Source organism: Synechococcus sp. UW140 (assembly GCF_900474295.1).
Classification (GTDB): Bacteria; Cyanobacteriota; Cyanobacteriia; order PCC-6307; family Cyanobiaceae; genus Synechococcus_C.
Genome location: NZ_UCOB01000019.1, coordinates 12360 through 32817, shown reverse-complemented (window position 1 = coordinate 32817; position 20458 = coordinate 12360). Strand labels below are relative to the sequence as shown.

General features: G+C 59.6%; 23 protein-coding genes. 12 read left to right on the top strand and 11 right to left on the bottom strand.

The features are described 5' to 3' along the window. Positions 1-42: 42 nt before the first annotated feature. From DXY10_RS07245 to DXY10_RS07235, 3 genes are all read left to right on the top strand, one after another. Positions 43-1872: a DEAD/DEAH box helicase gene (locus tag DXY10_RS07245; RefSeq protein ID WP_115017877.1), complete on the top strand. Its 1830-nt coding sequence runs from the start codon at positions 43-45 to the stop codon at positions 1870-1872. Positions 1873-1888: 16 nt separating this feature from the next. Continuing rightward, the gene (locus tag DXY10_RS07240; protein ID WP_244282014.1) at positions 1889-2167 is read left to right on the top strand and encodes a hypothetical protein; all 279 of its coding nucleotides are present in this window, start codon (positions 1889-1891) and stop codon (positions 2165-2167) included. Between the two features lie 417 nt (positions 2168-2584). Further along, on the top strand, positions 2585-2932 hold the full coding sequence (locus tag DXY10_RS07235; RefSeq protein WP_115017875.1) for an RNA-binding protein: 348 nt from the start codon (positions 2585-2587) through the stop codon (positions 2930-2932). 83 nt (positions 2933-3015) lie between these two features. On the opposite strand, the gene DXY10_RS07230 is transcribed toward DXY10_RS07235, so the two are convergent. Beyond that, positions 3016-3213 (bottom strand): hypothetical protein, encoded by a 198-nt coding sequence (locus DXY10_RS07230; protein ID WP_115017872.1) that lies wholly within the window; start codon positions 3211-3213, stop codon positions 3016-3018. Positions 3214-3248: 35 nt separating this feature from the next. Between DXY10_RS07230 and DXY10_RS07225 the strand changes: the two genes are divergently transcribed. From DXY10_RS07225 to DXY10_RS07205, 5 genes are all read left to right on the top strand, one after another. Beyond that, positions 3249-5090 carry an ABC transporter ATP-binding protein gene (locus tag DXY10_RS07225; RefSeq protein WP_115017869.1) on the top strand — a complete coding sequence of 614 codons (1842 nt, stop codon included), beginning with the start codon at positions 3249-3251 and terminating at the stop codon, positions 5088-5090. A gap of 32 nt (positions 5091-5122) precedes the next feature. After that, complete coding sequence (locus DXY10_RS07220; protein WP_115017866.1) at positions 5123-7225, top strand: cation:proton antiporter; 2103 nt, start codon at positions 5123-5125, stop codon at positions 7223-7225. Positions 7226-7294: 69 nt separating this feature from the next. Next, positions 7295-8236 (top strand): LCP family protein, encoded by a 942-nt coding sequence (locus DXY10_RS07215; protein ID WP_115017863.1) that lies wholly within the window; start codon positions 7295-7297, stop codon positions 8234-8236. 54 nt (positions 8237-8290) lie between these two features. Further along, positions 8291-9244 carry an aromatic acid exporter family protein gene (locus tag DXY10_RS07210; protein ID WP_115017861.1) on the top strand — a complete coding sequence of 318 codons (954 nt, stop codon included), beginning with the start codon at positions 8291-8293 and terminating at the stop codon, positions 9242-9244. After that, positions 9241-10428: an FUSC family protein gene (locus tag DXY10_RS07205; protein WP_115017857.1), complete on the top strand. Its 1188-nt coding sequence runs from the start codon at positions 9241-9243 to the stop codon at positions 10426-10428. The genes DXY10_RS07210 and DXY10_RS07205 overlap by 4 nt, the downstream gene beginning before the upstream one ends. Before the next feature lie 9 nt (positions 10429-10437). Here DXY10_RS07205 and DXY10_RS14565 read toward each other — a convergent pair whose 3' ends face one another. From DXY10_RS14565 to psbP, 3 genes are read right to left on the bottom strand one after another with little or no spacing between them, the layout of a single operon-like run. Continuing rightward, a complete protein-coding gene (locus DXY10_RS14565) occupies positions 10438-10608 on the bottom strand; it encodes a hypothetical protein (protein WP_170955736.1) in 171 nt (56 codons plus the stop codon). Continuing rightward, positions 10608-11921, bottom strand: a complete 1314-nt coding sequence (locus DXY10_RS07200) for an NHLP bacteriocin system secretion protein (protein ID WP_115017855.1) — start codon at positions 11919-11921, stop codon at positions 10608-10610. Before DXY10_RS07200 ends, DXY10_RS14565 begins: the two co-directional genes overlap by 1 nt. Positions 11922-11967: 46 nt before the next feature. Further along, on the bottom strand, positions 11968-12522 hold the full coding sequence (psbP, locus tag DXY10_RS07195) for a photosystem II reaction center PsbP (RefSeq protein WP_115017853.1): 555 nt from the start codon (positions 12520-12522) through the stop codon (positions 11968-11970). Positions 12523-12624: 102 nt separating this feature from the next. Between psbP and recR the strand changes: the two genes are divergently transcribed. Both recR and lipA read left to right on the top strand, forming a co-directional pair. Continuing rightward, complete coding sequence (gene recR, locus DXY10_RS07190; RefSeq protein ID WP_244282013.1) at positions 12625-13194, top strand: recombination mediator RecR; 570 nt, start codon at positions 12625-12627, stop codon at positions 13192-13194. Between the two features lie 19 nt (positions 13195-13213). Further along, on the top strand, positions 13214-14149 hold the full coding sequence (lipA, locus tag DXY10_RS07185) for a lipoyl synthase (protein WP_115017847.1): 936 nt from the start codon (positions 13214-13216) through the stop codon (positions 14147-14149). Positions 14150-14202: 53 nt separating this feature from the next. Here lipA and DXY10_RS07180 read toward each other — a convergent pair whose 3' ends face one another. The 3 genes from DXY10_RS07180 to DXY10_RS07170 are packed head-to-tail and all read right to left on the bottom strand — an operon-like array spanning position 14203 to position 16736. After that, entirely contained in the window at positions 14203-14715 is a 513-nt protein-coding gene (locus tag DXY10_RS07180; protein ID WP_115017948.1) for a hypothetical protein, read from the bottom strand. Between the two features lie 3 nt (positions 14716-14718). Continuing rightward, positions 14719-15711: a DUF952 domain-containing protein gene (locus tag DXY10_RS07175; RefSeq protein WP_115017845.1), complete on the bottom strand. Its 993-nt coding sequence runs from the start codon at positions 15709-15711 to the stop codon at positions 14719-14721. Beyond that, the gene (locus tag DXY10_RS07170; protein WP_115017842.1) at positions 15708-16736 is read right to left on the bottom strand and encodes a rhodanese-related sulfurtransferase; all 1029 of its coding nucleotides are present in this window, start codon (positions 16734-16736) and stop codon (positions 15708-15710) included. Before DXY10_RS07170 ends, DXY10_RS07175 begins: the two co-directional genes overlap by 4 nt. 95 nt (positions 16737-16831) lie before the next feature. Here DXY10_RS07170 and DXY10_RS14560 point away from each other — a divergent pair, with 95 nt between their 5' ends. Continuing rightward, on the top strand, positions 16832-16981 hold the full coding sequence (locus DXY10_RS14560; RefSeq protein WP_170955735.1) for a hypothetical protein: 150 nt from the start codon (positions 16832-16834) through the stop codon (positions 16979-16981). Positions 16982-17166: 185 nt separating this feature from the next. Here DXY10_RS14560 and DXY10_RS07165 read toward each other — a convergent pair whose 3' ends face one another. Then, a complete protein-coding gene (locus DXY10_RS07165) occupies positions 17167-17397 on the bottom strand; it encodes a DUF1651 domain-containing protein (RefSeq protein ID WP_115017839.1) in 231 nt (76 codons plus the stop codon). A gap of 32 nt (positions 17398-17429) precedes the next feature. On the opposite strand from DXY10_RS07165, the gene DXY10_RS14265 reads away from it, so the two are divergent. Then, positions 17430-17615, top strand: a complete 186-nt coding sequence (locus DXY10_RS14265; protein WP_136989108.1) for a hypothetical protein — start codon at positions 17430-17432, stop codon at positions 17613-17615. A gap of 156 nt (positions 17616-17771) precedes the next feature. Here the strand turns inward: DXY10_RS14265 and bioB are convergent, their stop codons facing one another. The 3 genes from bioB to cdaA are packed head-to-tail and all read right to left on the bottom strand — an operon-like array spanning position 17772 to position 20445. Next, positions 17772-18761, bottom strand: a complete 990-nt coding sequence (gene bioB, locus DXY10_RS07160) for a biotin synthase BioB (protein WP_115017836.1) — start codon at positions 18759-18761, stop codon at positions 17772-17774. A gap of 20 nt (positions 18762-18781) precedes the next feature. Further along, positions 18782-19579 (bottom strand): isoprenyl transferase, encoded by a 798-nt coding sequence (locus DXY10_RS07155; RefSeq protein ID WP_115017834.1) that lies wholly within the window; start codon positions 19577-19579, stop codon positions 18782-18784. Further along, the gene (gene cdaA, locus DXY10_RS07150; protein ID WP_115017831.1) at positions 19576-20445 is read right to left on the bottom strand and encodes a diadenylate cyclase CdaA; all 870 of its coding nucleotides are present in this window, start codon (positions 20443-20445) and stop codon (positions 19576-19578) included. The genes DXY10_RS07155 and cdaA overlap by 4 nt, the downstream gene beginning before the upstream one ends. Positions 20446-20458: the final 13 nt, after the last annotated feature.

The window sequence follows — 20458 nt, the reverse complement described above, 5'->3', positions numbered from 1 at the left end:
GGCCTGACTTGAAGGGATCAATCAGGCCACTGCCTTTTCAAAATGACTCAAAGTGCAGCGCACGGAGATTTCGCGTGCTCAGTGGATCTCAGTGCCACTGAGCTGGCAGCAGACAGCGAAACGACTCCTGCGACTGAGGAAAGCAGCGATGCCAACGCGGTGTTCACCACGGTGATTGAAACAACCGAAGACACCCCAGAGGAGGCGTCTGGATTTGCCCAGTTCGGCTTCAGCGATGCGCTGTTGAACACCCTCAACGAGAAGGGGTATAAAGAGCCCTCCCCGATTCAGGCGGCCGCATTCCCCGAGCTCATGCTCGGCCGTGATCTCGTTGGCCAGGCCCAAACCGGCACTGGCAAAACCGCGGCCTTCGCCCTGCCCATCCTGGAACGCTTGCAGGCGGATGGCCCACGCCCCCAGGCCCTGGTGCTTGCCCCCACAAGGGAACTGGCGATGCAGGTGGCCGACTCCTTCCGTGCCTACTCAGCCGGCCATCCCCATCTCAATGTCTTGGCCATCTACGGAGGCTCTGATTTCCGGTCCCAGATCCACGCTCTTAAACGCGGCGTTGATGTGGTGGTGGGCACCCCAGGGCGTGTGATGGACCACATGCGTCAGGGCACGCTCGACACCAGCGGTCTGCGCAGCCTGGTTCTCGATGAAGCCGATGAAATGCTGCGCATGGGCTTCATCGACGACGTCGAATGGATTCTCGATCAGCTGCCTAAACAGCGGCAGGTCGTGCTGTTCTCAGCCACGATGCCCTCCGAGATCCGCAGGCTGTCCAAGCGCTACCTCAGCGAACCGGCTGAGATCACGATTAAAACGAAGGAGAAGGAAGCTCGTCGCATCCGCCATCGCTGCATCACCCTCCAGAACAGCCACAAACTTGAAGCCCTCAACCGGGTGCTGGAGGCGGTCACCGGCGAAGGGGTGATCATCTTCGCCCGCACAAAGGCGATCACCCTGAATGTGTCTGAATCCCTTGAGGCTGCTGGCCATGATGTGGCTGTGCTCAATGGGGATGTTCCCCAGAACCAGCGAGAGCGCACTGTGGAACGGCTGCGCAAGGGAACGGTCAACATCCTTGTCGCTACAGATGTGGCTGCAAGGGGCCTGGATGTAGAGCGCATTGGTCTTGTGATCAATTACGACATGCCCTTCGACAGCGAGGCCTACGTGCATCGCATCGGTCGGACCGGTCGCGCAGGCCGCACAGGCGAAGCCATTTTGTTCGTAACGCCTCGCGAACGACGCTTCGTCAACAACCTGGAGCGTGCCGTCAACCAGGCGATTGAACCCATGGCGATCCCCAGCAATGCTGAGATCAACCAAGCGCGTCTCGACAAGCTTCGGCAACGGCTCACCGATGCGGCCACCGGCGAACCCCATCAGCCCGATGAATCCGCCCTATTGCAGGAATTGCTCCAGCGCGTCAGCAAAGAGCACGACATCGAGCCTTCACGTCTTGCGCTCGCCGCCCTGACCCTTGCCGTCGGCACGGGTCCTCTGTTGGTACAGGGTGATGAGAGTTGGCTGCAAAACACCGGCCGCCAGCGGTTCGAACGTCGCGACGACCGTTTCAGGGAGAGAGGTGATCGCCGCAGACCCGAGCGCGCGTCGCGTCCCCCCGAGGACAATATGGAACGATTTCGCGTCGAGGTGGGGCATCGTGATCGCGTCAAACCCGGCAACCTCGTCGGTGCGATCGCAAATGAATCCGGTCTGCAAGGTCGCATGATTGGTCGCATTCAGATTTTTGAATCCCACAGTTTTGTGGATCTTCCCAAAGGCATGCCACAAGATGTTTTTGCATCTTTGAAGCGGCTCAAGGTAATGAACAAAGAACTACAGATCCAGCCCGCGTCTTAACTCCATGTCATTTCGCATGCCTGCTCTTCTTAAGGCAACCCTGGTGCCAATCGGCCTGTCAGCAACGCTGGCAGCACTGCCAGGTAGCGCCTGGGCAGATGGAGATGACGGACTGATCACACAATTTTGTCTGGCCAGCTTCAATGCAGCCATGGCCCACGCCGGTGAATCCCCACCTGAAGGGATGGGGAGCTACACCTGTCATTGCTTCCTCGATGAAGTGAAATCTGGGGCCTCGATCGAAGCGGCCCAAACCACCTGCAAGTCCAAAGCAGCCTCGATTTACAAGCTCTGAAACATCGCAAAACTCCTTGATCTGCACACTGGGCCCCCCTGAAGCCAGTAAGAACAAGCTTTCAGCATTGAGGGTGAGGGGCTTCCACCTGTTCTGATCAGAATGAACCACGCGGTGGCGAACTCCGAGCAACAGAACACTCCATCGGAGATCCTTTCAGGAGCAAGAAGGAGGAGTACTGCGATCCACACCCTTGCCGCCTTCAAGCGATTCAAAAGAACCCCCTTGAAGGCTCTTGTGACAGGCCGTTGGGCCGAGATCGACCCACCTGGCCCTGTAGCGTGGAGCGGCATCAGCTTCAGCGTTCGGCTCTGATCGGCTCGCTCCCCCAGCTTCAGCTCAACAGCTCCAGCATCAAGGACATCCTTTTCGGACCACGACTTCACTGATCACACACGTCCAACGGTCCCCACAGGAATGACCATTTACATCGGCAACCTCTCCTTCCAGGCTGAGCAGGAAGACCTGCTTGACCTGTTCAGCCAGTACGGCGAAGTCAAGAGCGCCAGCCTCCCCCTCGACCGTGAAACCGGTCGCAAACGCGGCTTCGGCTTCGTTGAGATGAATACCGATGCCGACGAGCAGAAGGCCATCGATGACCTCCAGAACGTTGAATGGATGGGTCGGATGATCCGCGTCAATAAAGCAACCCCCCGCGAGCGTACCGGTGGCGGTGGCGGTGGCCGCGGCGGCTACGGCGGCGGCGGCGGCGGCGGCGGTGGCGGCGGCTACGGCGGTGGCGGTGGCGGCGGAAACCGTTGGTGAACTGACCAGCCCCGACTCATTGTTGATTCAGGCCACCTGCGCAAGCGGTGGCCTTTTTGCTGTTAGCAACGAGGAGCAAGAGCTCAGTTCGTGCCGAGCTCGTCCAGCTCCTGGCGTAGATCCATTTGCTCGGATCGAGCGATCAACCGGTTGGAGAGATCGCGCTGATCCACAGCTTCGCTTCCATCCCGGCGCAGATGGGGGAGGACTGAGCGCAGGCCGCGACGACGCTTGCGTGCCACAAAGCGGTGAAATCGATTAATCGAACGGGAACGGGTCATGAACACCTCATCGCTCTAAGAGAGGTCTAGAACTGATGGCAAGAAAAAACCGTTCCTCCGCAACAGAACGCTTGATTGCCAAGGGCTCAACTCTGCAGCGGCTGCTACTCCATCTCCGCCCCCACAGGCGGCTGGTGACGTGGGCAGCATTGTGCTCAGTGATCAATAAATTCTTCGATCTTGCTCCGCCAGTCTTGATCGCCCTGGCTGTCGAGGTGCTGGCCTCCAGCCGCATCGATCAGCAACAGATGGACTGGTTATCACAGCTCGGAGCACATGATGTGCCGAGCCAGCTCCTGGTCCTTGCGGTGGCCTCATTCATCGTCTGGAGCGCCGAATCCTTGTTTGAGTACCTCTATGGAGTGCTCTGGCGAAACCTGGCCCAGACCACTCAGCACAGCGTGCGTCTAGAGGCCTACAGCCATCTTCAGAACCTGGAGATGGACTTCTTCGAACACGACAGCAGCGGTCGGCTGTTGACCGTACTGAACGAAGACATCAATCAACTGGAACGCTTCCTCGATCGAGGCGCCAATGAGATTCTGCAACTGATCACCACGGTGGTTCTGGTGGGAGGAGCGATGGCGGTGATGGCTCCCGGTGTCGCCCTTTTCGCCTATTTGCCCATCCCTGTGATTCTCTGGGGTTCACTGCTCTTTCAGCGGCGCCTGGCGCCGCGCTATCGCGAGGTGCGTGAGCGAGCCGGAAATCTGGGCTCACGCCTGGCCAACAACATCAGCGGCATGCTCACGATTAAGAGCTTCACGGCCGAAACCTGGGAGCTGGAGCAACTGCGTCAAGACAGTGACGCCTACCGACAGAGCAACCGACGGGCGATCCGACTCTCTGCCGCGTTCATCCCTCTGATCCGCTTCGCAATTCTGTTCGCCTTCATTGCCATTCTGATCATCGGCGGTCTGCAGACCTGGCAAGGCGAGCTTTCGATCGGCACCTACAGCTTTCTGGTGTTCATTACCCAGCGACTGCTCTGGCCCCTCACCACCTTGGGTCGCACCCTGGATGACTATCAACGCTCGATGGCCTCCACCCGAAGGGTGCTTGACCTGATCGACACACCGATCTTGATCAAGGGCGGGTGCAAACGTCTCAGCCCAAACACCGTAGGCGGAGTGATCGACTACCAGAACGTCAGCTTTCACTACCGCGATCGCCCCTTACTGCTGCAGGACTTTTGCCTGCATGTGGAGGCCGGGGCGACGATCGGGATCGTCGGCGCAACAGGGTCGGGCAAAAGCACGCTTGTGAAGCTGCTTCTGCGTCTCTACCCCTTGAGCAACGGCAGTATCTCTCTCGATGGCGAATCGATCGAAGCGATCGATTTGGCAGACCTTCGCCGCTGCATCGCTCTGGTCAGTCAGGACGTTTACCTCTTCCATGGAACGGTGGCAGAGAACATCTCCTACGCCGACCCCGAAGCCTCCAGAACTGCCGTCATCCAGGCAGCTGAGCTAGCGGAAGCCGACGGTTTCATCTCAGCCCTACCCGAGGGTTACGACACGGTGGTGGGGGAACGGGGGCAACGGCTATCCGGAGGCCAGAGGCAAAGAATCGCGTTGGCACGGGCGATTCTCAAGGATGCTCCCATCCTGGTTCTGGATGAGGCCACGGCTGCAGTGGACAACGAAACCGAAGCAGCGATCCAACGTTCCTTGATGCAGATCACGGCCAACCGCACCACACTGGTGATTGCACACCGTCTCAGCACCGTGCGCCACGCTGATCAGATTGTGGTGATGGATCAAGGTCGCATCGTGCAACAAGGTCAGCACCACACCCTGCTCATGCAGGGCGGTGCCTATGCGGACCTCTGGCGTGTGCAAGCGGGCCTTCTGCCTGGTGAAACACTGGCGCTCTAGAGCGCCCTCGTCCTCCCCAAACTTTTCTCCCCATGGGTGCCACGCTCTCCCATCTGATGCACCACCCGCTCGGCATCTTCGCCCTGCTGGTCGCCATCATCGTCGTGGTGCCGCCCTTGATACGGCGTCTCGGCCTGCCTGATCTTGTGGGCCTGCTGATTGCCGGCCTAGCCGCAGGCCCCCACGGTCTTCACTGGCTAGAAGCCGACGGCGAAACGATTCGGCTGCTCTCCGATATCGGTGCCATCTATCTGCTGTTCATCGTCGGATTGGAAATCGACCTTGAAGAGTTCAACAGGGTCAAGCGCCGGTCCGCCAGCTTCGGCATCCTGGTGTTTCTGCTCGGCGTCGGCACCGGCGTTGGCATCGGCCAGCTGTTCGGCTTCGGCTTAGTGCCAAGTCTCTTGCTCGGGGCTCTGATGGCAACTCATACGCCTTTGGGGTATCCGATTGTTCGCAGCTATGGCGCCCAGCGTGACGAATCAGTGATCGTCAGCGTTGGCAGCACGATCCTCACCGACATTTCCGCCTTAGTCCTACTGGCCGTTGCCCTCGGCCTTGGCAAGGGCAGCCTCACCCCCATGGGATTGGTCAGCTTGCTGACCAGCATTCTTGCGTTTGCTGCCGTGGTGATTTTTGGGATCAGAGCGGTGGGCAAGCGACTGTGGATCCGAACAATCACTGATGAGAACAGGGTGTTCTTGGCGGTGCTTTTGGTGCTGTTCGTCGCCTCACTCGGCGCTGAGCTGGCGGGGGTCGAGAAGATCGTTGGTGCTTTCCTCGCCGGCCTTGCCGTGAACTCTGTGCTGCCGGAGGGCAAGGCCAAGGAACTGGTGATCTTCGTGGGTGGCGCCCTCTTTATCCCGATCTTCTTTATCCATCTCGGGCTGCTGCTCGATGTGAACAGCCTGGGGGCCAGCATCAGCAACTTTGAATTCACCGCACTGATGCTGGTGGGAGCGCTTGGCTGCAAAGGTGCGGCATCCCTGATCGCCGGTCGGCTGTTCGGATACAACGGCAACCAGATTCTGATGATGTGGTCACTGGCCATGCCCAAAGTGGCAGCGACCCTGGCCACCGCATTCGTGGGATACCAGGCCGGTCTGCTCGATGCGGTGGTGCTGAACAGCGTGCTGGCAGTCATGGTGGTCACCGCCACGCTGGGCCCTGTGCTGACCACACGTTCAGTCACCCGCTTGGTGTCCCCCAGCGATCCGAATCGCAACCCAACAGCGCCGCTCCCAACCAACGCAGACGCTGGCGGGTCCTCGGATGTGGTTCAGCGCCCGCTGAGCATTGTGGTGCCCGTGGCGAACCCCGCCACCGAACAAGGGCTGCTCAGTATCGCCTCGAAGCTGCTCACCGGCAGCAATGCCACGGGATCCTCCGGCACCTTGATTCCCCTGGCACTGGTGTGCCCAAGCGTGGAAGAAGCCAGGGGTGGGCTAAACCGGGCCATCGCCGCAGCCCGTGCCCGCCTCAGTCAAGCAGCCCAGATCGGTCAGGATCTCGAGGTCACCACCCACGGGGTGCTCCGTCTTGATGAAGACATCGCCGGTGGCATGAGCCGCAGCGCCCTTGAGCAAGGTGCTGACCTGCTCGTGATCGGCACCGGTCGCCCCGACAAACTGCGCAACTGGCTGTTCGGCGATCTCGTCGACGGCGTCTGCCGCACCGCCCATTGCCCCGTGGTTGTTGTGAACCTGGGGGACCAGGCACCGGAACAGCTCGGCAGAGTCCTTGTGCCGATCAAAGATCTATCGGCCAGTGCCCGAGAACAGTTTGAGCTGGCACTGCGGCTCATGGCGTCCTGCCCAGAACGGCAAACCGCTCACATCACCCTGCTGCACATTCACGACCCTCGCTTCGGCCGCCAAGATCGCGCCTGGATGGAGCAAGAACTGAATCGCTGGATTCCACAAAGCACGATGGGGCAGAGCATCCGGATCGAACTGGTGCGTGGGCCCGGTATTGACCAGACGATCCAGCGACTGAGCTGGGAACACGATCTCGTGATCCTGCGCTCGCAGCGACGCCGTGTCGCAGGCCTGCGGATCCCAGCTAGCGATCGCACCAGCAGCCTGATCAACCAGTTGCCATGTCCATCCATGGTGATCAGCGAACCGCTGCTCTAGGCGCGATGCGCCTCTGCAAAAACCAAAGATTGAATAAAGAAGAGACTAAGGCCGACCTAAGCTTGCTTCATGACAACACCTGAGCCCGAGCGGGTTGGACCGCGTGCTCGATCCCTGGGGATCGCCATCGCGCTCGGGTTGGGATCAGGGCTGCTGCTGGCTCTACCACTGACCACAATGCTGATGCCGGAGAGCAATCGGCAGTCAGCGCTGCTGGGACTTCCCCTCACCAATCCCTTCACCGCCTGGAGCGGAATTGGCGATCGTGAAGTGGTGATACTCGGCATGGATGCCGGTGGGGGAAACACCGACACGATGTTCACGATCCGGGTGGAGAACAGTCAGACAAAAATCACACAGATCCCAAGAGACAGCTACGTCAATTCGGCCCGGTTCGGACCGATGAAGGCGAATGCGTTGTACGCCTACGGCGGCACCGATGCCGTTCAGCAAGAACTCAGCCGCCTGATGGGTCGACCGATTCAGCATTACATCCTGGTCAATCTGGAAGGGATCCGCAGTATTAGCGATCTGATGGGTGGCGTCACGATCGATGTACCCAAACGGCTCTACTACGTTGACAATTCACAGGGGCTCTACATCGACCTGCAGCCCGGACGCCAAGTTTTAAAAGGTCGGGATCTGGAGGGATTTCTCCGCTGGCGTAATGATGGAGAAGGAGATTTCGGCAGGCTGAAACGTCAGCAACTCGTGATCAAAAGCCTGTTTGGATCACTGACCAAACCAGACAACATCATGCGTCTGCCGGCCTTAATCTCCGCCGCCGGTCGCAACCTCAAGACCGATCTCGGCCCCATGGAGCTTGGTGGCCTGATCACCGCGATGGGCACCACTGAACTGAAGGCTGAGCGGTTGGACGCGACCCCCTTCGAGCGTGATGGGATCAGCTACCTCGATACACAATGGCCCAGCCATTCCCCGAGACGATTCAATGCAGAGGAGGAGCACTCAGGCAACAACAGCAACTGGCGTTACCGACCACAGTTTTAAGGGGAGGGGAGCTGCGCAACAGAGGCCAAGCTGAAGTGAGTCATTGGAAGCACAATGACTACGGCTGCAATGGCATCGGTGAAGAGCAACCTGGTGCGACAAAGCCTGCGCCTTGGGCTGAGCGTTCTGATCACCTGTGCGATCGCCCAGCACTTCCAGCGCATCACCTACCTGTGGTATCCCCTGATGGCGGTGATCTTTGTGGTCGACGACCAGGATGAGAACACGTTCCGCGCTGCCCGCGGGCGCATACTCGGCACGATCACAGGTGGATTGGTCACCTTCATCGTGCACACAATCCTGTCTGGCTGGATCGGCATCCTCGTCAGTCTGCTGATCAGCATCCCTCTGCTGCGGCGCCTTGGCTGGAGCAGCGGTCTTTCGACCGCAGCCATTATCACAATCATGTTCCTTGGAATTCCGGGATATTCGCTGCTCAATTGGGGGTATGTGTTCAACCGCAGCGTCGACACCCTGATCGGAATCGTGGTTGCGCTGGTCATGGGACGCATGCTCTGGCCGAAAAACAGACTGGCGCGCCTGGAAGAACTAAATGCACTGCAGAAGCAGATGCTGCACCAGCGCCTTGCGCTCCACCAACAAGCCCTCGCGAACGGCGGATCAGTACCAGCGGTGAATGCCGAACCCGTGACGCGCAACCTGTTGGAGATGGAGCGCCTCGTCGCTGTAGAGACAAGCCTCGACCCCTATCGCCATTCCAAACTTGAACGTCAACGCTGGCGGCAACGCGTGTTGCTCTGGAACACACTTCAGCCGCGCTGGTTGCTTGTGGAGCGTCTACTGGAACGTCTCTACCGCCACCCTGACCATGCCATTCCTGAACTGAGTCAACAACTTGATCACCACCACGCCCAAGGCTGGAGCCGACTAAACCTTCGAGAGACAGACCATCCTCAGACACCGCTGCGAATCGCATTAGAGGAGGAAGTCACACGGCTGCGCTGGCTGCTGCGCAGCCAGGAACGCATTGAGGCTGCGGTGACGTGAGGAACGCAACAACGCAAACCAAGCGTCGCCTCAATCAGAACCCTTGGTTACTACGCAGTGACCTGCGGCTGGCCATCGTGACGGGCCTAGCAGCGGGCTTCGGTCTACTCAGTCCGATTCCTTACGGCTACTACCTACCGATGACCACGGCGACGGTGTTATCAAGCAGCTACGGCAACGCCCTGAAGCTGGGAGTGCAACGCCTGCTTGGATCGCTCATGGGCGTCCTACTTCTGATCATCTTTTCCAAGAGCCTGGCCCTTCCCCTAGCCCTGGCGATCGGCATGGCCCTTGCCAGCACACGGCTGCTGGGGGGGATGCTCGGCCTCGAGGTTGGCTACAAAGTGGCCGGCAACATCATCGTGATGGGTTGGCTGGTCCATAACGCCACGGAAACAACCTGGGGCCCGTTGCGACTGGTGTGGACAGCCCTCGGCATCGCGCTCTCTCTCTGGGCCAGCCGCTGGATCTGGCCAAGCCAAGCGATTCCCGATCTACACCGCCAGCAGGGGCGACTGATGCAGGTGATCGCAGAGGAATTGAGCTGGGAAGCCTCACGTCTGAAGCAGGAGGGAACAGGCAGCAACCGCTCACAACGCCGCGAGACAGAACGCAATCACCTCTTGCATCAGCTGGCCGCCATCCGTCTGAAGAGGCAAGACGCCCAGCTGGAGCTAGGGCTCAACCCAGAACAGCAACCTCTCTATCTGCTCTGGAGCCAGATCGACTGGATGTGCTCCCAAACCGTGAGCGTGGTTTCCGGGATGGCGTGCCTGCCTCCACCAATCCACGGTCCTGGGCCTCTAACACAACTCCATCACCAAGAAGCTGAGGTCCTGCAGTTGATGGAACACCTACTCACGATGCTGGTTCGTGATCTCAGCACCTTGACGCAAACCGGCAACAGCGCATTCACGGCCGCTTGTCTACACAAGACGGTGACGGCACTGCACCAAGAAGGGGAGCGACTGAACCAGCAACTCACCAGCACCTGCAAGGCAGTGGAAGGAGACCTGCCCCGCCCCAGACTGCGCCAGCTGATCGTTCGCACCACCTTGATCGAACAACTGGTCGTCATCAGCGATGGGATCGCAACGATGAGCAATGCATCATCGAGTGAGCGAGGGAGAAAGCCTCAGCCGATAACGCCTACACAAAACATGGATGGGCAGAAAGACGACTGAGCTCTGTGATCAGCGCTGCCGCGAGGACCACCAGCGTTCGATCCGATAGGCGAAGATCACCAGAAACACCACAAGCCAGAACCACAGCTCCGGAGGGTTGGCATTCATCAGTACCACCAGCAAAACAGCTTCGGAGATCAGCCAAGGGAGCTCCTGGCGCAACAGTGGTCTCAGAGTCATCAGGGAGAGGTACCGGGCTGACGTAGGAAGGGAAGATCCCAGAGTCGGTCAATGCGTAGGGTGCGATAGCCACCCGTGAGCGATCGCATTCCGGGCAAGATATAGGTAATTGCCGATCGCCATTCGACGTAGGCGAAGGTATCGATGGTGAGACCATCTCGAATGGGGAAGACCCCACTCCCCTGGGACAGGGTCCAGCGGTAGCCATCATCGGAGCGAGGGTCGCGGGCTAGGTCGATCTCTGCCCGCATCACGGGACCATCCTTGACGAGCTCCTCAGCCAACTGCGGATTGCCGATCGTCGTGGAGATATCGTCTGCCGTTGCCGGCAGACTGAGCACAGAGCGGACCGATCCTTCGATGCCACCAAAACGACCTCGCTGATTCCAGAGCGGTACGACCTCCACAGGCAGGCCCCTCGGCAGACGTCGTGCATCAGCAGGTGCAAAGTAGGCCACGGCCATCAGGTCACTGGGTTCCCGTTGTTCCGAGTTCGCACCACGGCCAATGGTGCCGAGGCGATCACCAATCTTGATCGTCTGGCCGGCAATCACCTGGAGGTCAAGAACGTCACCGTCACGCCCAGCACTGACTGTGCCGTCGTAAGCGATCTTGGCTTCGGTGACCGCAATCTGCCGCTCCAGATCCGCGATAGCGAAGTTGCGGTTCAACTGCTCGGTTTCAATTCCGAGCTCAATCTGCTGAAAGGCTGTCATCGCCTGCTTGCGCTGAATCTTGACGTCATCCAGCTGAACGCTTGTGCCAGTCAGCCCCTGCTCGGCAGAAACCACGGCTTCCGAGAGTGGTGCCACCACAGAACGTCGAGCCAGCCAGTTGAGATTGGTGACCTTGGCGTTGTAGGTGGACAGCAGCTGGCTCAACCGCTTCTCATCATCGATGAGCTTGGCAAGGGTGGTCTCTAGAGCTGCACGAGCCGTCGACAGACGCAGTGCATCACGCTGATTCAGGTCATTGTTTTGTCGACGGAGCTGGGCAAGATTGCCCTTCTGCTGTTCGAGCTCTCGTTCCAGTACCGGCAGGTAAAGGCGCATCAGCTCCTCACCCTTGCGAACCCGATCGCCAATCTTCACGGCCACGTTTAACACCTGACCACCGGCACGGGCGTTGAGGATGCCGGCGTTGTCTGGATAAATCAGTACCCCCTTGCCCTGCACCTGGGTCGGCACAGGCCAAAACAGCAACCAGCCGCAGAACAGGCCGGCGACCCCCACCAACGAAACACCGACCTGCTGGTGATCACTCAGATCATGCCAGCGCTGCCTCAGGCTACGGATGGATGGGAGAGACCTCATAGCCGCAAGCTTGACGTGTTCCCATCGACCTGTCTTGTGCGGAGGATCAGATCAAAAGGGTGAAGGAATTGACCACCCGTTCAAACAGACCCTTCACCTTGGGCCAACGAAGCTCATTCGTACTTGCCGCCAAGGTGTAGAGGCGACCACGATCAACCACCACCGTGGCCAATTCATGGCGGTCACGGTCCTGGAGATGGACGGCGTATTCAAGGTCGTAGAACGTGTGGCCCGACGCTTCACGCTCTCGAGCCTCGACCAGTTCTGCATCGCGGCCGCTGCCAGCCGGAGCGATCACATCCCGGCGAAGCCGCTCACCAACAGCCACGACACTGCCCAATTGTTCGAGCTCATCATCGGCATCCACCTCTGAGACCACAAGGCTCACGGTTTCATCACTGTTGATCAGGTCATGGAATACCACCTGGGGCCCGCCACTGACTGCCACCCGGGTCCAGCCGCTTGGATAAAGAAAGGCGTAGCGGCCATCTGGACTTTGGAAGGAATTGAGCCCGGCTGCAGTACCGCTGCAGGCTGTGAGCATCACAACGCAGAGCAGCGACATCAGCAGACGCAGCGAAGAGTGCAGCAACGAAGGCATCTACAGAATCAGGACCTGAAGACATTCTGCCTTGGATGGCCTGCCTAGATTTCCGGCAATTGCAGCAAACCTCTGAGCGGCTTCACCCGACCGCTGGCCCGGTTGATCGATCAATTTGAACGGCTGCCGGGGATCGGCCCCCGAACCGCGCAGCGGCTGGCCCTGCATCTGCTCCGCCAACCCGAGGAACAGATCCAGAGCTTTGCCGAGGCGCTGCTAGCCGCGCGCAGCCAGGTGGGCCAGTGTCAGACCTGCTTCCACCTCAGCGCCGAACCGACCTGTGAAATCTGCCGCAACCCAGAACGCAACAACGGAATGATCTGCGTGGTCGCGGATTCCCGCGATCTTCTCGCTCTGGAACGCACCCGTGAATACAGCGGCAGATACCACGTACTCGGAGGTCTGATCTCGCCGATGGACGGAATCGGTCCAGAGATGCTCCAGATCACCAGCCTGGTGCAAAGGGTCGGGCAAGACAGCATCAAAGAAGTGATCCTGGCGCTTACTCCAAGCGTGGAGGGAGATACCACTAGCCTTTATTTGGCAAGGTTGCTCAAACCCTTCACCGAGGTGAGCCGGATCGCCTACGGCTTACCGGTGGGTAGCGAACTGGAATATGCCGACGATGTCACCCTGTCTCGAGCCTTGGAAGGGCGACGCGCCGTTGAATGAGTCGAGGATGAGTTCACCGATGAACAAGCCCAGCCGCTATAGCCAGATCCGTCCTCAGGAACGTCTGCCTGAATGGCTCAGGCGACCCATCGGCACGGTCTCCCAATTGGAGACCGTGCAGGGTCTAGTGAAAGCAGGCGGATTGCACACGATCTGCGAAGAAGGACGATGCCCGAATCGGGCTGAGTGCTATGCAGCCGGCACCGCCACGTTCCTGCTAGGCGGCTCCATCTGCACCCGCAGCTGTGCCTTCTGCCAAGTGGAGAAGGGTCGCGCCCCAATGCCCCTCGACCCCCTCGAAGCGGAGAGGATCGCCGATGCGGTGCAAGACATGGGCCTTCGCTACGTCGTGCTCACCGCTGTTGCCCGCGACGACCTCACCGACCACGGGGCGACGTTATTCACGACCACCATGGCAGCAATCCGCCAGCGCAACCCGCTCGTGCAAATCGAAGTGCTCACCCCCGATTTCTGGGGTGGCCATTCCGATCTAACTACCGGATTGCAAGCTCAACGCAAACGGCTGAGCACCGTGCTGGAAGCCGCACCGGTGTGCTTCAACCACAACTTGGAAACGGTTGAACGGTTGCAGGGGGAAGTGCGGCGCGGCGCCACCTACAGCCGCTCCCTCGGCCTCCTTGCCACCGCTCGGGAACTGGCACCGACCATTCCCACCAAAAGCGGGCTCATGCTTGGCCTTGGTGAAACCGAAGCGGAAGTGGTAGAGGCGATGAAAGCTCTGCGGGATGCCGGCTGCGAGCGGATCACCATTGGCCAGTATCTAAGACCATCCCTGGCCCATCTACCGGTGCAGCGCTATTGGCACCCCGATGAATTCACCGCCCTGGGAGAAACGGCACAAGCCCTCGGCTTCAGTCATGTGCGTAGCGGACCGCTGGTACGCAGCAGCTACCACGCCGCTGAACCCTCCAACCGACCAGCAACACCTGTCTGAACCACTCCACAAGCCGCCTGCCCCAAGAAGAGAGTTGATCAGACCTGAGGTTTTCAACCGCACGCGGAGGCAGCCCAGCGCCTCAGTGCCCTGGTCAGGACCTCGTCACAGTCTCCGACCATCATTTGGCCAGCCCCTCCCCAGATCAACCGCAAGGGGAGATCTGACGGAGAGCCTGCCAACCTGCGGGTTGGTGTGAAACCCAGAGCCTGGAAATAGCGGACCAAACGGCGGTGCTGGCGGGCATCGTCTTCAATCGCCAGCAAGCGAGCTTTTCGGCAGGGTGTGCACTCCAACGCCCACGCGAAGGTTGCAGCCCAAACCAAGGCCCCCACTCCAGCTGGAGCCTGTGGCTGCACCCGCATGGTGTCGAGTTGGAGCCCCCTGGCACCGCCGTGGGCCCAGGCCTTCATCTCTCCCAGCAGCTGAGCACGACCATTGCCGCTGGACTGGGCGACAACCAGTCGTAACGACCAAAGCCCTACCGGCCGACCCACCTGGAGGCGCAGCAGCAACGCCCGCGCCTGGGCCTGCTGTTCAAGTTGCTCCAGGGAGGGGAAAGCCATCACTCAGCAGGATGGATAGGGAGCAACCGCCGTCACCGCCGCCACCGGTAGAGGTCCGTAGAGATGGGGAAACTGCTCACCACTGGGGACTGGGTCGGCCCGCAGGGGATAGGGGATGCGGGTCGGATCAATCGTGAGCTGCAGCACGTCCCCAGCATCGGCATAAAAGCGCCGATAGGTAGCGGCGAGTTGATCAGCCGTGGAAGCATGAACAAAGCCCACCTGCTCAAGCATCAGTCCTCGCGTCGACACGCGATAGACGCCAAGCCTCTCGGCCTGCCGCCAATCGGGGGCAAGGGCAAGATGAAACAGAGGCTGATCGACTGGCACCGCCGCGGCATCTGCAGGGAACAGGGTGAGGCGATCACTCGACTGCCATGGATCGCTCCGTTCCATCAGTCGAGGGAACGCGGGGGAATCCAAAAATGCCTGAAGCCAGCAGCGCAAAGAATCAAGCTGAGGGTGTTGATCAAAGCCCTTCGGATCGGCGATTCGCCACTGGCGCACAAAGGGCCACAGAGCCGCATCGGCCAGGCTGCAGCGATCACCCACCAGCCAACCGGCCTCAGCGATGCGCTCGGACCAATCCAAAAGAATCGCAAGGCCTTGGTGCTGGTGCTGCTCGCGGCTGGCACCGAGATAGCGATCGGTGTATTTGAAGCGATCGAGATGGTGTTTGAACGGCCCGTCGTTCGTCGCGATCAACCCATCGATCGCCTCCCGTTCCGGAGCCGAAAGACCAGCGCCAAGCCAATCGAAGGGATCGGCCTGCTGCAACGCCCAGCGCATCACCGCCAAGCTTTCATCAATCACCCCACCCTGCGGCGTGATCAGCACCGGCACGGTGCCTTTAGGCGATGCATCAAGCAGACACGCCGGTTTGCTTTGCAGGGAGACTTCACGCCACGCAACCAGCAACCCGGCATGGAGCAGTGCCCAGCGGGCACGCATCGCATAGGGGCAGCGCCTAAAGCTGTAGAGAACGGGCCAATTCATTGCGCGAGGCGCTGCTGGTCTGCGTTGCTGATGGCATTGGCGTTGGTGTTGGCATTGGCCTGATCAAGCTGACGTTGCCGTTCAGAAAAGCGCTGACGATCCGCATCCGTGAAGCGGTCAATGCAATGGAGGCACTGCACCCCTGGGATGTAACTCTTCAGGCTCCTTTCCTCCGGCGTGAGCGGAAGTCCGCAGGCATAACAGAGGCGATGCACCCCTGGCTGGAGGCGATGGTTGAGGGCAACCCGCTGGTCAAAGACAAAGCACTCGCCTTGCCAACGACTACTCCCTTCAGGAATCTCTTCGAGGTACTTCAAGATGCCACCGCGCAGATGGTGTATTTCGCCAAAGCCCTGCTGTTGCAGATAGCTGCTTGCCTTCTCACAGCGGATGCCTCCGGTGCAGAACATGGCGATGCGCTTCGGCCCCTGGTGCTCGATCAAGGGGCGTAACTCACGCTCCGCCCAGTCCGGGAACTCCCGGAACGTGTCGGTACCTGGATCGACTGCACCGGTGAACGTACCGATCGACACTTCGTAGCGATTGCGCGTGTCGATCACCAACGTTTCGGGATCATCAATCAGGGCATTCCACTGCTCGGGCTCCACGTAGGTCCCCACGCTGGTAGCCGGACTGACGTCCGGGCGACCCATCGTGACGATCTCACGCTTGCCTCGCGCCTTGAAGCGACGGAATGCTTGCTGAGAACACCAACTGCGCTTGACCTCAAGACGGGCGTAATGATCGTCACCCAGGCAAAGCTGCTGGTGCAGATGCTCCAACACGGCCTCGACACCCTGTTCAGGGCCACTGATGGTTCCATTCACACCTTCCAGCGCCACCAGGACAGACCCTCGAACTCCGCCGCTGGACGCAAGGTGGGGAAGACCAGCAAGCAGCTGCGATCGCGTTGCTTCCGTGAGAGGGGTGAAGGCATAGAAGGCGGCGACGAGAAGCTCTCCTGAGATGCCTGAGTCACGACGACCTTGGAAACTGCTGTTGGCTTGGGGGTCTGAAGTGGTCATGCCGCCTGAACTGAGACCGGAGCAATGCCAAAGGCCTCAGGTAGGGAACGCCTGAAGTGCAGTGGCGGCAAACCATTCGAGCCAGCAGTAATCACATGCGAGCCCTTTCGGCTGGGTTGCAGGCGTTGCCGGAACTGACCATCCATCACCCCAGTCTGCGACTCCGCGGTGATGCCCTGTACCGACGGACGCAGAAGGAGAACGACGGAACCAACGCCCTCAGCAAGACACCTGACGTCGTTTGAACGTTGGGTCTGACTGCACCGGCATGGCGTTCAACGCCGCCTGCATCCAAGCGATTTTGACCAGTCGTCGTCTCCTTCCAATCGGTGATCCCTCCATCCAGCAGCGTTGAGATCGCCCAAGCCATGGAGTCCAAGGCCACATCAAGGGTTCTCTGATGGCGCCAAAGTCAGGCAGGTCAATCGCACTACCAGACAGGCTCCGACTCAGACCAACCCATCGTCATCAGGTGCTTGTAGAGAATCAACGCATCAGAAGGTCTCAAACTTTGGCGTGTCTTCAGCACAGCCGGATCACCATGAGGCATCTGCCTACCGTGATCGACGAGAACCATCGCGTCTTCGTTCCAGCTCTTCTGATCTCGATGGAAGCGAAGCGCATTGTCTTTCAACTGTGGGTGCCTGAGCCAACCTTCCATCAACCTTGCAGGTGAGTGGTACGTCTCCAGCGATGGCAACGACGGATCGGCGGGCGCGGTGTGGTTCTGGTTTTGTGCAGATAGACGTGAACAAACACATCAACGGCGAATCTTTCATCGGCAGTGGCAGTGGCACTGGCAGTGACCCACTTCCTCCAACACCATTGGATTCATGCGAAAAGTCCCGCCAGGAGGCGGTGTTTTTTTATCGCCAATGAACGCAAGGCATGGCTCGCATAACCAAAGCCGAAACACTCAGGCGCGAAAATGAAGTCTGGCTGATCCTTACTCGTTGAGCTGCCCGCTCAAAGCGACACCCCCTGATGGCACGAGGACAGCATCGAGAACATGCCTAGGGCAAGCTTGCTCAGCCCTTAATTGCATGCGTGCGTTTCCGGTTGCGCTTGCCAACTGGCCTGCACGCCGGCAGCCGCCAGCAGCGCCTTATCCGCTTCCACAGCAGGGTTGCCGGTGGTGAGCAAGGTCTCTCCATAGAAAATCGAATCAGCGCCTGCCTGAAGGCAGAGAATCTGGGCTTCCTGACTGAGCTGCTCGCGGCCAGCACTGAGGCGCACGCGGCTGTGGGGCATCAGGATTCTGGCCGTGGCCACCATCCGCACGAGCTCAAGAGGCTCCACAGGTGTCTGCTCCTCCAACGGGGTTCCCTCCACAGCCACCAATGCATTGATGGGCACGCTCTCGGGATGGGGATCAATCGTGGCCAACACCTGCAGCATTGAGGCACGATCACGGTCGCTCTCACCCATACCGATGATCCCTCCGCAGCAAAGGGTCACCCCAGCCCTGCGCACCCGCTGCAGTGTTTCCAAGCGTTCCTGATAGGTGCGGGTCGTAATGATCCGGTCGTAGTGCTCAGGGCTGGTGTCAAGATTGTGGTTGTAAGCCGTTAGGCCGGCTTCCGCCAGACGCATGGCCTGGGCATCAGTAAGCATGCCGGCAGTGACGCAGGCTTCAAGCCCCATTTCGCGCACACCACGCACCATCGACAGCATCGCCTCAAAGGGGGCGCCATCACGAATTTCGCGCCAGGCCCAGCCCATGCAGAAACGGTCAGCCCCCGCCTGCTTGGCGACACGGGCCCTTGCCAGAACTGGCTCCACCTCCAGTTCAGGCTGGCCCGACACATCACTGCTGTTGTGCATGGACTGGGGGCAATAGGCACAGTCCTCCTCACAGCCCCCGGTCTTGACGCTGAGCAAGGACGCCAACTGCACGCGATAGCCGGGATTGGCCTGCCGGTGCACCTGCTGCGCCCGCCAGAGCAGATCCATCAGCGGCGCATCAAGAATGGCCTGGATTTCTGCAATGCTCCAGTCGTGGCGCAAGGTAAACGAGTCCGTCATCAACGCCGATCTGCTGTTGTTCAGGATCCCAGAGCGTCGGTCCGAAGTGCTTCAAGGCCTCCGAAACGACGCTTGCGACCCTGATAATCCACTAGAGCCGCCATCAGAGCATCCCGGTTGAAATCAGGCCAGAAAACATCAGTGACGTGAATTTCGGCATAGGCCAGCTGCCAGAGCAAGAAATTGCTGATGCGTCGTTCACCACTGGTTCGGATTAACAGGTCTGGGTCCTGCTCTCCTGCGGTGTACAACTCAGCAGCCATAGTGTTTTCGTCGATCGTGGCTGGATCCAACTCCCCGCGTGCAGCCCGGCCCGCTAAGGCCTGAGCGGCCAGAACCAGTTCGCGCCGGCCACCGTAATTGGTGCAGACATTGAAGTGAATGCCGGTGTTAGCAGCAGTGCGTGCGGTGGCGTCAGCAATCAGGTTCTGCAGCTTCTCGGGAAGCGCCTGAAGGTCACCGAGAAAGCGAATCCGCACCTGTTCTGCTTCCAGGCCCTGCAGTTCGCGCTGGAGCACCCTCTCAAACAGAGTCATGAGGAAATTGACCTCATCTCCAGGGCGAGACCAGTTCTCAGTGGAAAAGGCATAAGCGGTCAGGGCCTTGACACCCCAGTCGCTGCAAAGGCGCAACGTCGACTTCAGAGCCTCAACTCCGGCACGGTGTCCCATCACCCTGGGAAGCCCACGGGCTTGGGCCCAGCGCCCATTGCCATCCATGATCACCGCGACATGGGCCGGCAGACAAATGGGGTCGAGCTCAGCCGGACACACCTTGCCGATCGAATCGTTGGAAGCAGCAGCCAGACGACGGCTCACGAAACGATGTCCTGATTGGCAACGGACACGCTACGCCCAGAAGCCCCAGATGTAGTAGCGGTGGGAGCTGCCACCGCTGGTGTGACGCCCATTAACTCGGTGAGAAGCCCCTGGAGACGGCTGCTTGTGATCGGTCGTTCGAGCCGACCATAATTGGCCAAAGACAGGGTTCCGGTCTCCTCAGACACCACAACACAGATACATCGATCGAACCGCTCGGTGATCCCGAGTGCGGCCAAATGACGCGTGCCATAGCGACTATGACCCTGCCGAGAGAGAGGAAGGATCACACCAGCGGCCACGATCCGGTTGCCCTTCACCACCACAGCACCATCGTGGAGAGGGGTATCGGATGCGAACAGATTGAGGATCAGTTCACTGCTGAGCTGCGCATCGATCGTCACGCCTGGATTGAGGAAATCTTCCGGACGCAAATCACTGCCAAGATCGACAACGATTAAGGCTCCGCGACGGCTCTGGGAAAGACGACCCGCCGCGTCGGTGAGCTGAGCGACAGTGCCAGCCTTCACCCGCAATTTGCTGGCGGGATTGGCGAGAAGGACATCTAGACGCCAAGTCCCTAACAGCTCCATCAGCCGGCGTAGTTCCCCCTGCCAGAGAATCGCCAGGGACAATGAACAAGCCAGGACCAAGGCCTCGATCAGGGCTGCGGTGAGGGGAAGGAGAGGGGTATCGGATGCGAGAAGAACCCCCTTGAAGACCCAAGCCAAGGCCACCAGAAGGAGGTAGCCGCGCAATAACCAAAGCGAACGCTGCTCACTGATGCGAGAGAAGAGCAGAAACCCAAGGGCAGAAGCAAGAAGAACATCAAGCAGGCGCGCGTCAAACCAACCCGGCCAGCTCACTCCTTCACCCCGA

Coding starts and splice junctions, on each gene's coding strand:
- DXY10_RS07245 (WP_115017877.1), top strand. CDS start 43: ATGACTCAAAGTGCAGCGCACGGAGATTTCGCGTGCTCAGTGGATCTC.
- DXY10_RS07240 (WP_244282014.1), top strand. CDS start 1,889: ATGCCTGCTCTTCTTAAGGCAACCCTGGTGCCAATCGGCCTGTCAGCA.
- DXY10_RS07235 (WP_115017875.1), top strand. CDS start 2,585: ATGACCATTTACATCGGCAACCTCTCCTTCCAGGCTGAGCAGGAAGAC.
- DXY10_RS07230 (WP_115017872.1), bottom strand. CDS start 3,213: ATGACCCGTTCCCGTTCGATTAATCGATTTCACCGCTTTGTGGCACGC.
- DXY10_RS07225 (WP_115017869.1), top strand. CDS start 3,249: ATGGCAAGAAAAAACCGTTCCTCCGCAACAGAACGCTTGATTGCCAAG.
- DXY10_RS07220 (WP_115017866.1), top strand. CDS start 5,123: ATGGGTGCCACGCTCTCCCATCTGATGCACCACCCGCTCGGCATCTTC.
- DXY10_RS07215 (WP_115017863.1), top strand. CDS start 7,295: ATGACAACACCTGAGCCCGAGCGGGTTGGACCGCGTGCTCGATCCCTG.
- DXY10_RS07210 (WP_115017861.1), top strand. CDS start 8,291: ATGACTACGGCTGCAATGGCATCGGTGAAGAGCAACCTGGTGCGACAA.
- DXY10_RS14565 (WP_170955736.1), bottom strand. CDS start 10,608: ATGACTCTGAGACCACTGTTGCGCCAGGAGCTCCCTTGGCTGATCTCC.
- DXY10_RS07200 (WP_115017855.1), bottom strand. CDS start 11,921: ATGAGGTCTCTCCCATCCATCCGTAGCCTGAGGCAGCGCTGGCATGAT.
- psbP (WP_115017853.1), bottom strand. CDS start 12,522: ATGCCTTCGTTGCTGCACTCTTCGCTGCGTCTGCTGATGTCGCTGCTC.
- lipA (WP_115017847.1), top strand. CDS start 13,214: ATGAACAAGCCCAGCCGCTATAGCCAGATCCGTCCTCAGGAACGTCTG.
- DXY10_RS07180 (WP_115017948.1), bottom strand. CDS start 14,715: ATGGCTTTCCCCTCCCTGGAGCAACTTGAACAGCAGGCCCAGGCGCGG.
- DXY10_RS07175 (WP_115017845.1), bottom strand. CDS start 15,711: ATGAATTGGCCCGTTCTCTACAGCTTTAGGCGCTGCCCCTATGCGATG.
- DXY10_RS07170 (WP_115017842.1), bottom strand. CDS start 16,736: ATGACCACTTCAGACCCCCAAGCCAACAGCAGTTTCCAAGGTCGTCGT.
- DXY10_RS14560 (WP_170955735.1), top strand. CDS start 16,832: ATGCGAGCCCTTTCGGCTGGGTTGCAGGCGTTGCCGGAACTGACCATC.
- DXY10_RS07165 (WP_115017839.1), bottom strand. CDS start 17,397: ATGGAAGGTTGGCTCAGGCACCCACAGTTGAAAGACAATGCGCTTCGC.
- DXY10_RS14265 (WP_136989108.1), top strand. CDS start 17,430: ATGGCAACGACGGATCGGCGGGCGCGGTGTGGTTCTGGTTTTGTGCAG.
- bioB (WP_115017836.1), bottom strand. CDS start 18,761: ATGACGGACTCGTTTACCTTGCGCCACGACTGGAGCATTGCAGAAATC.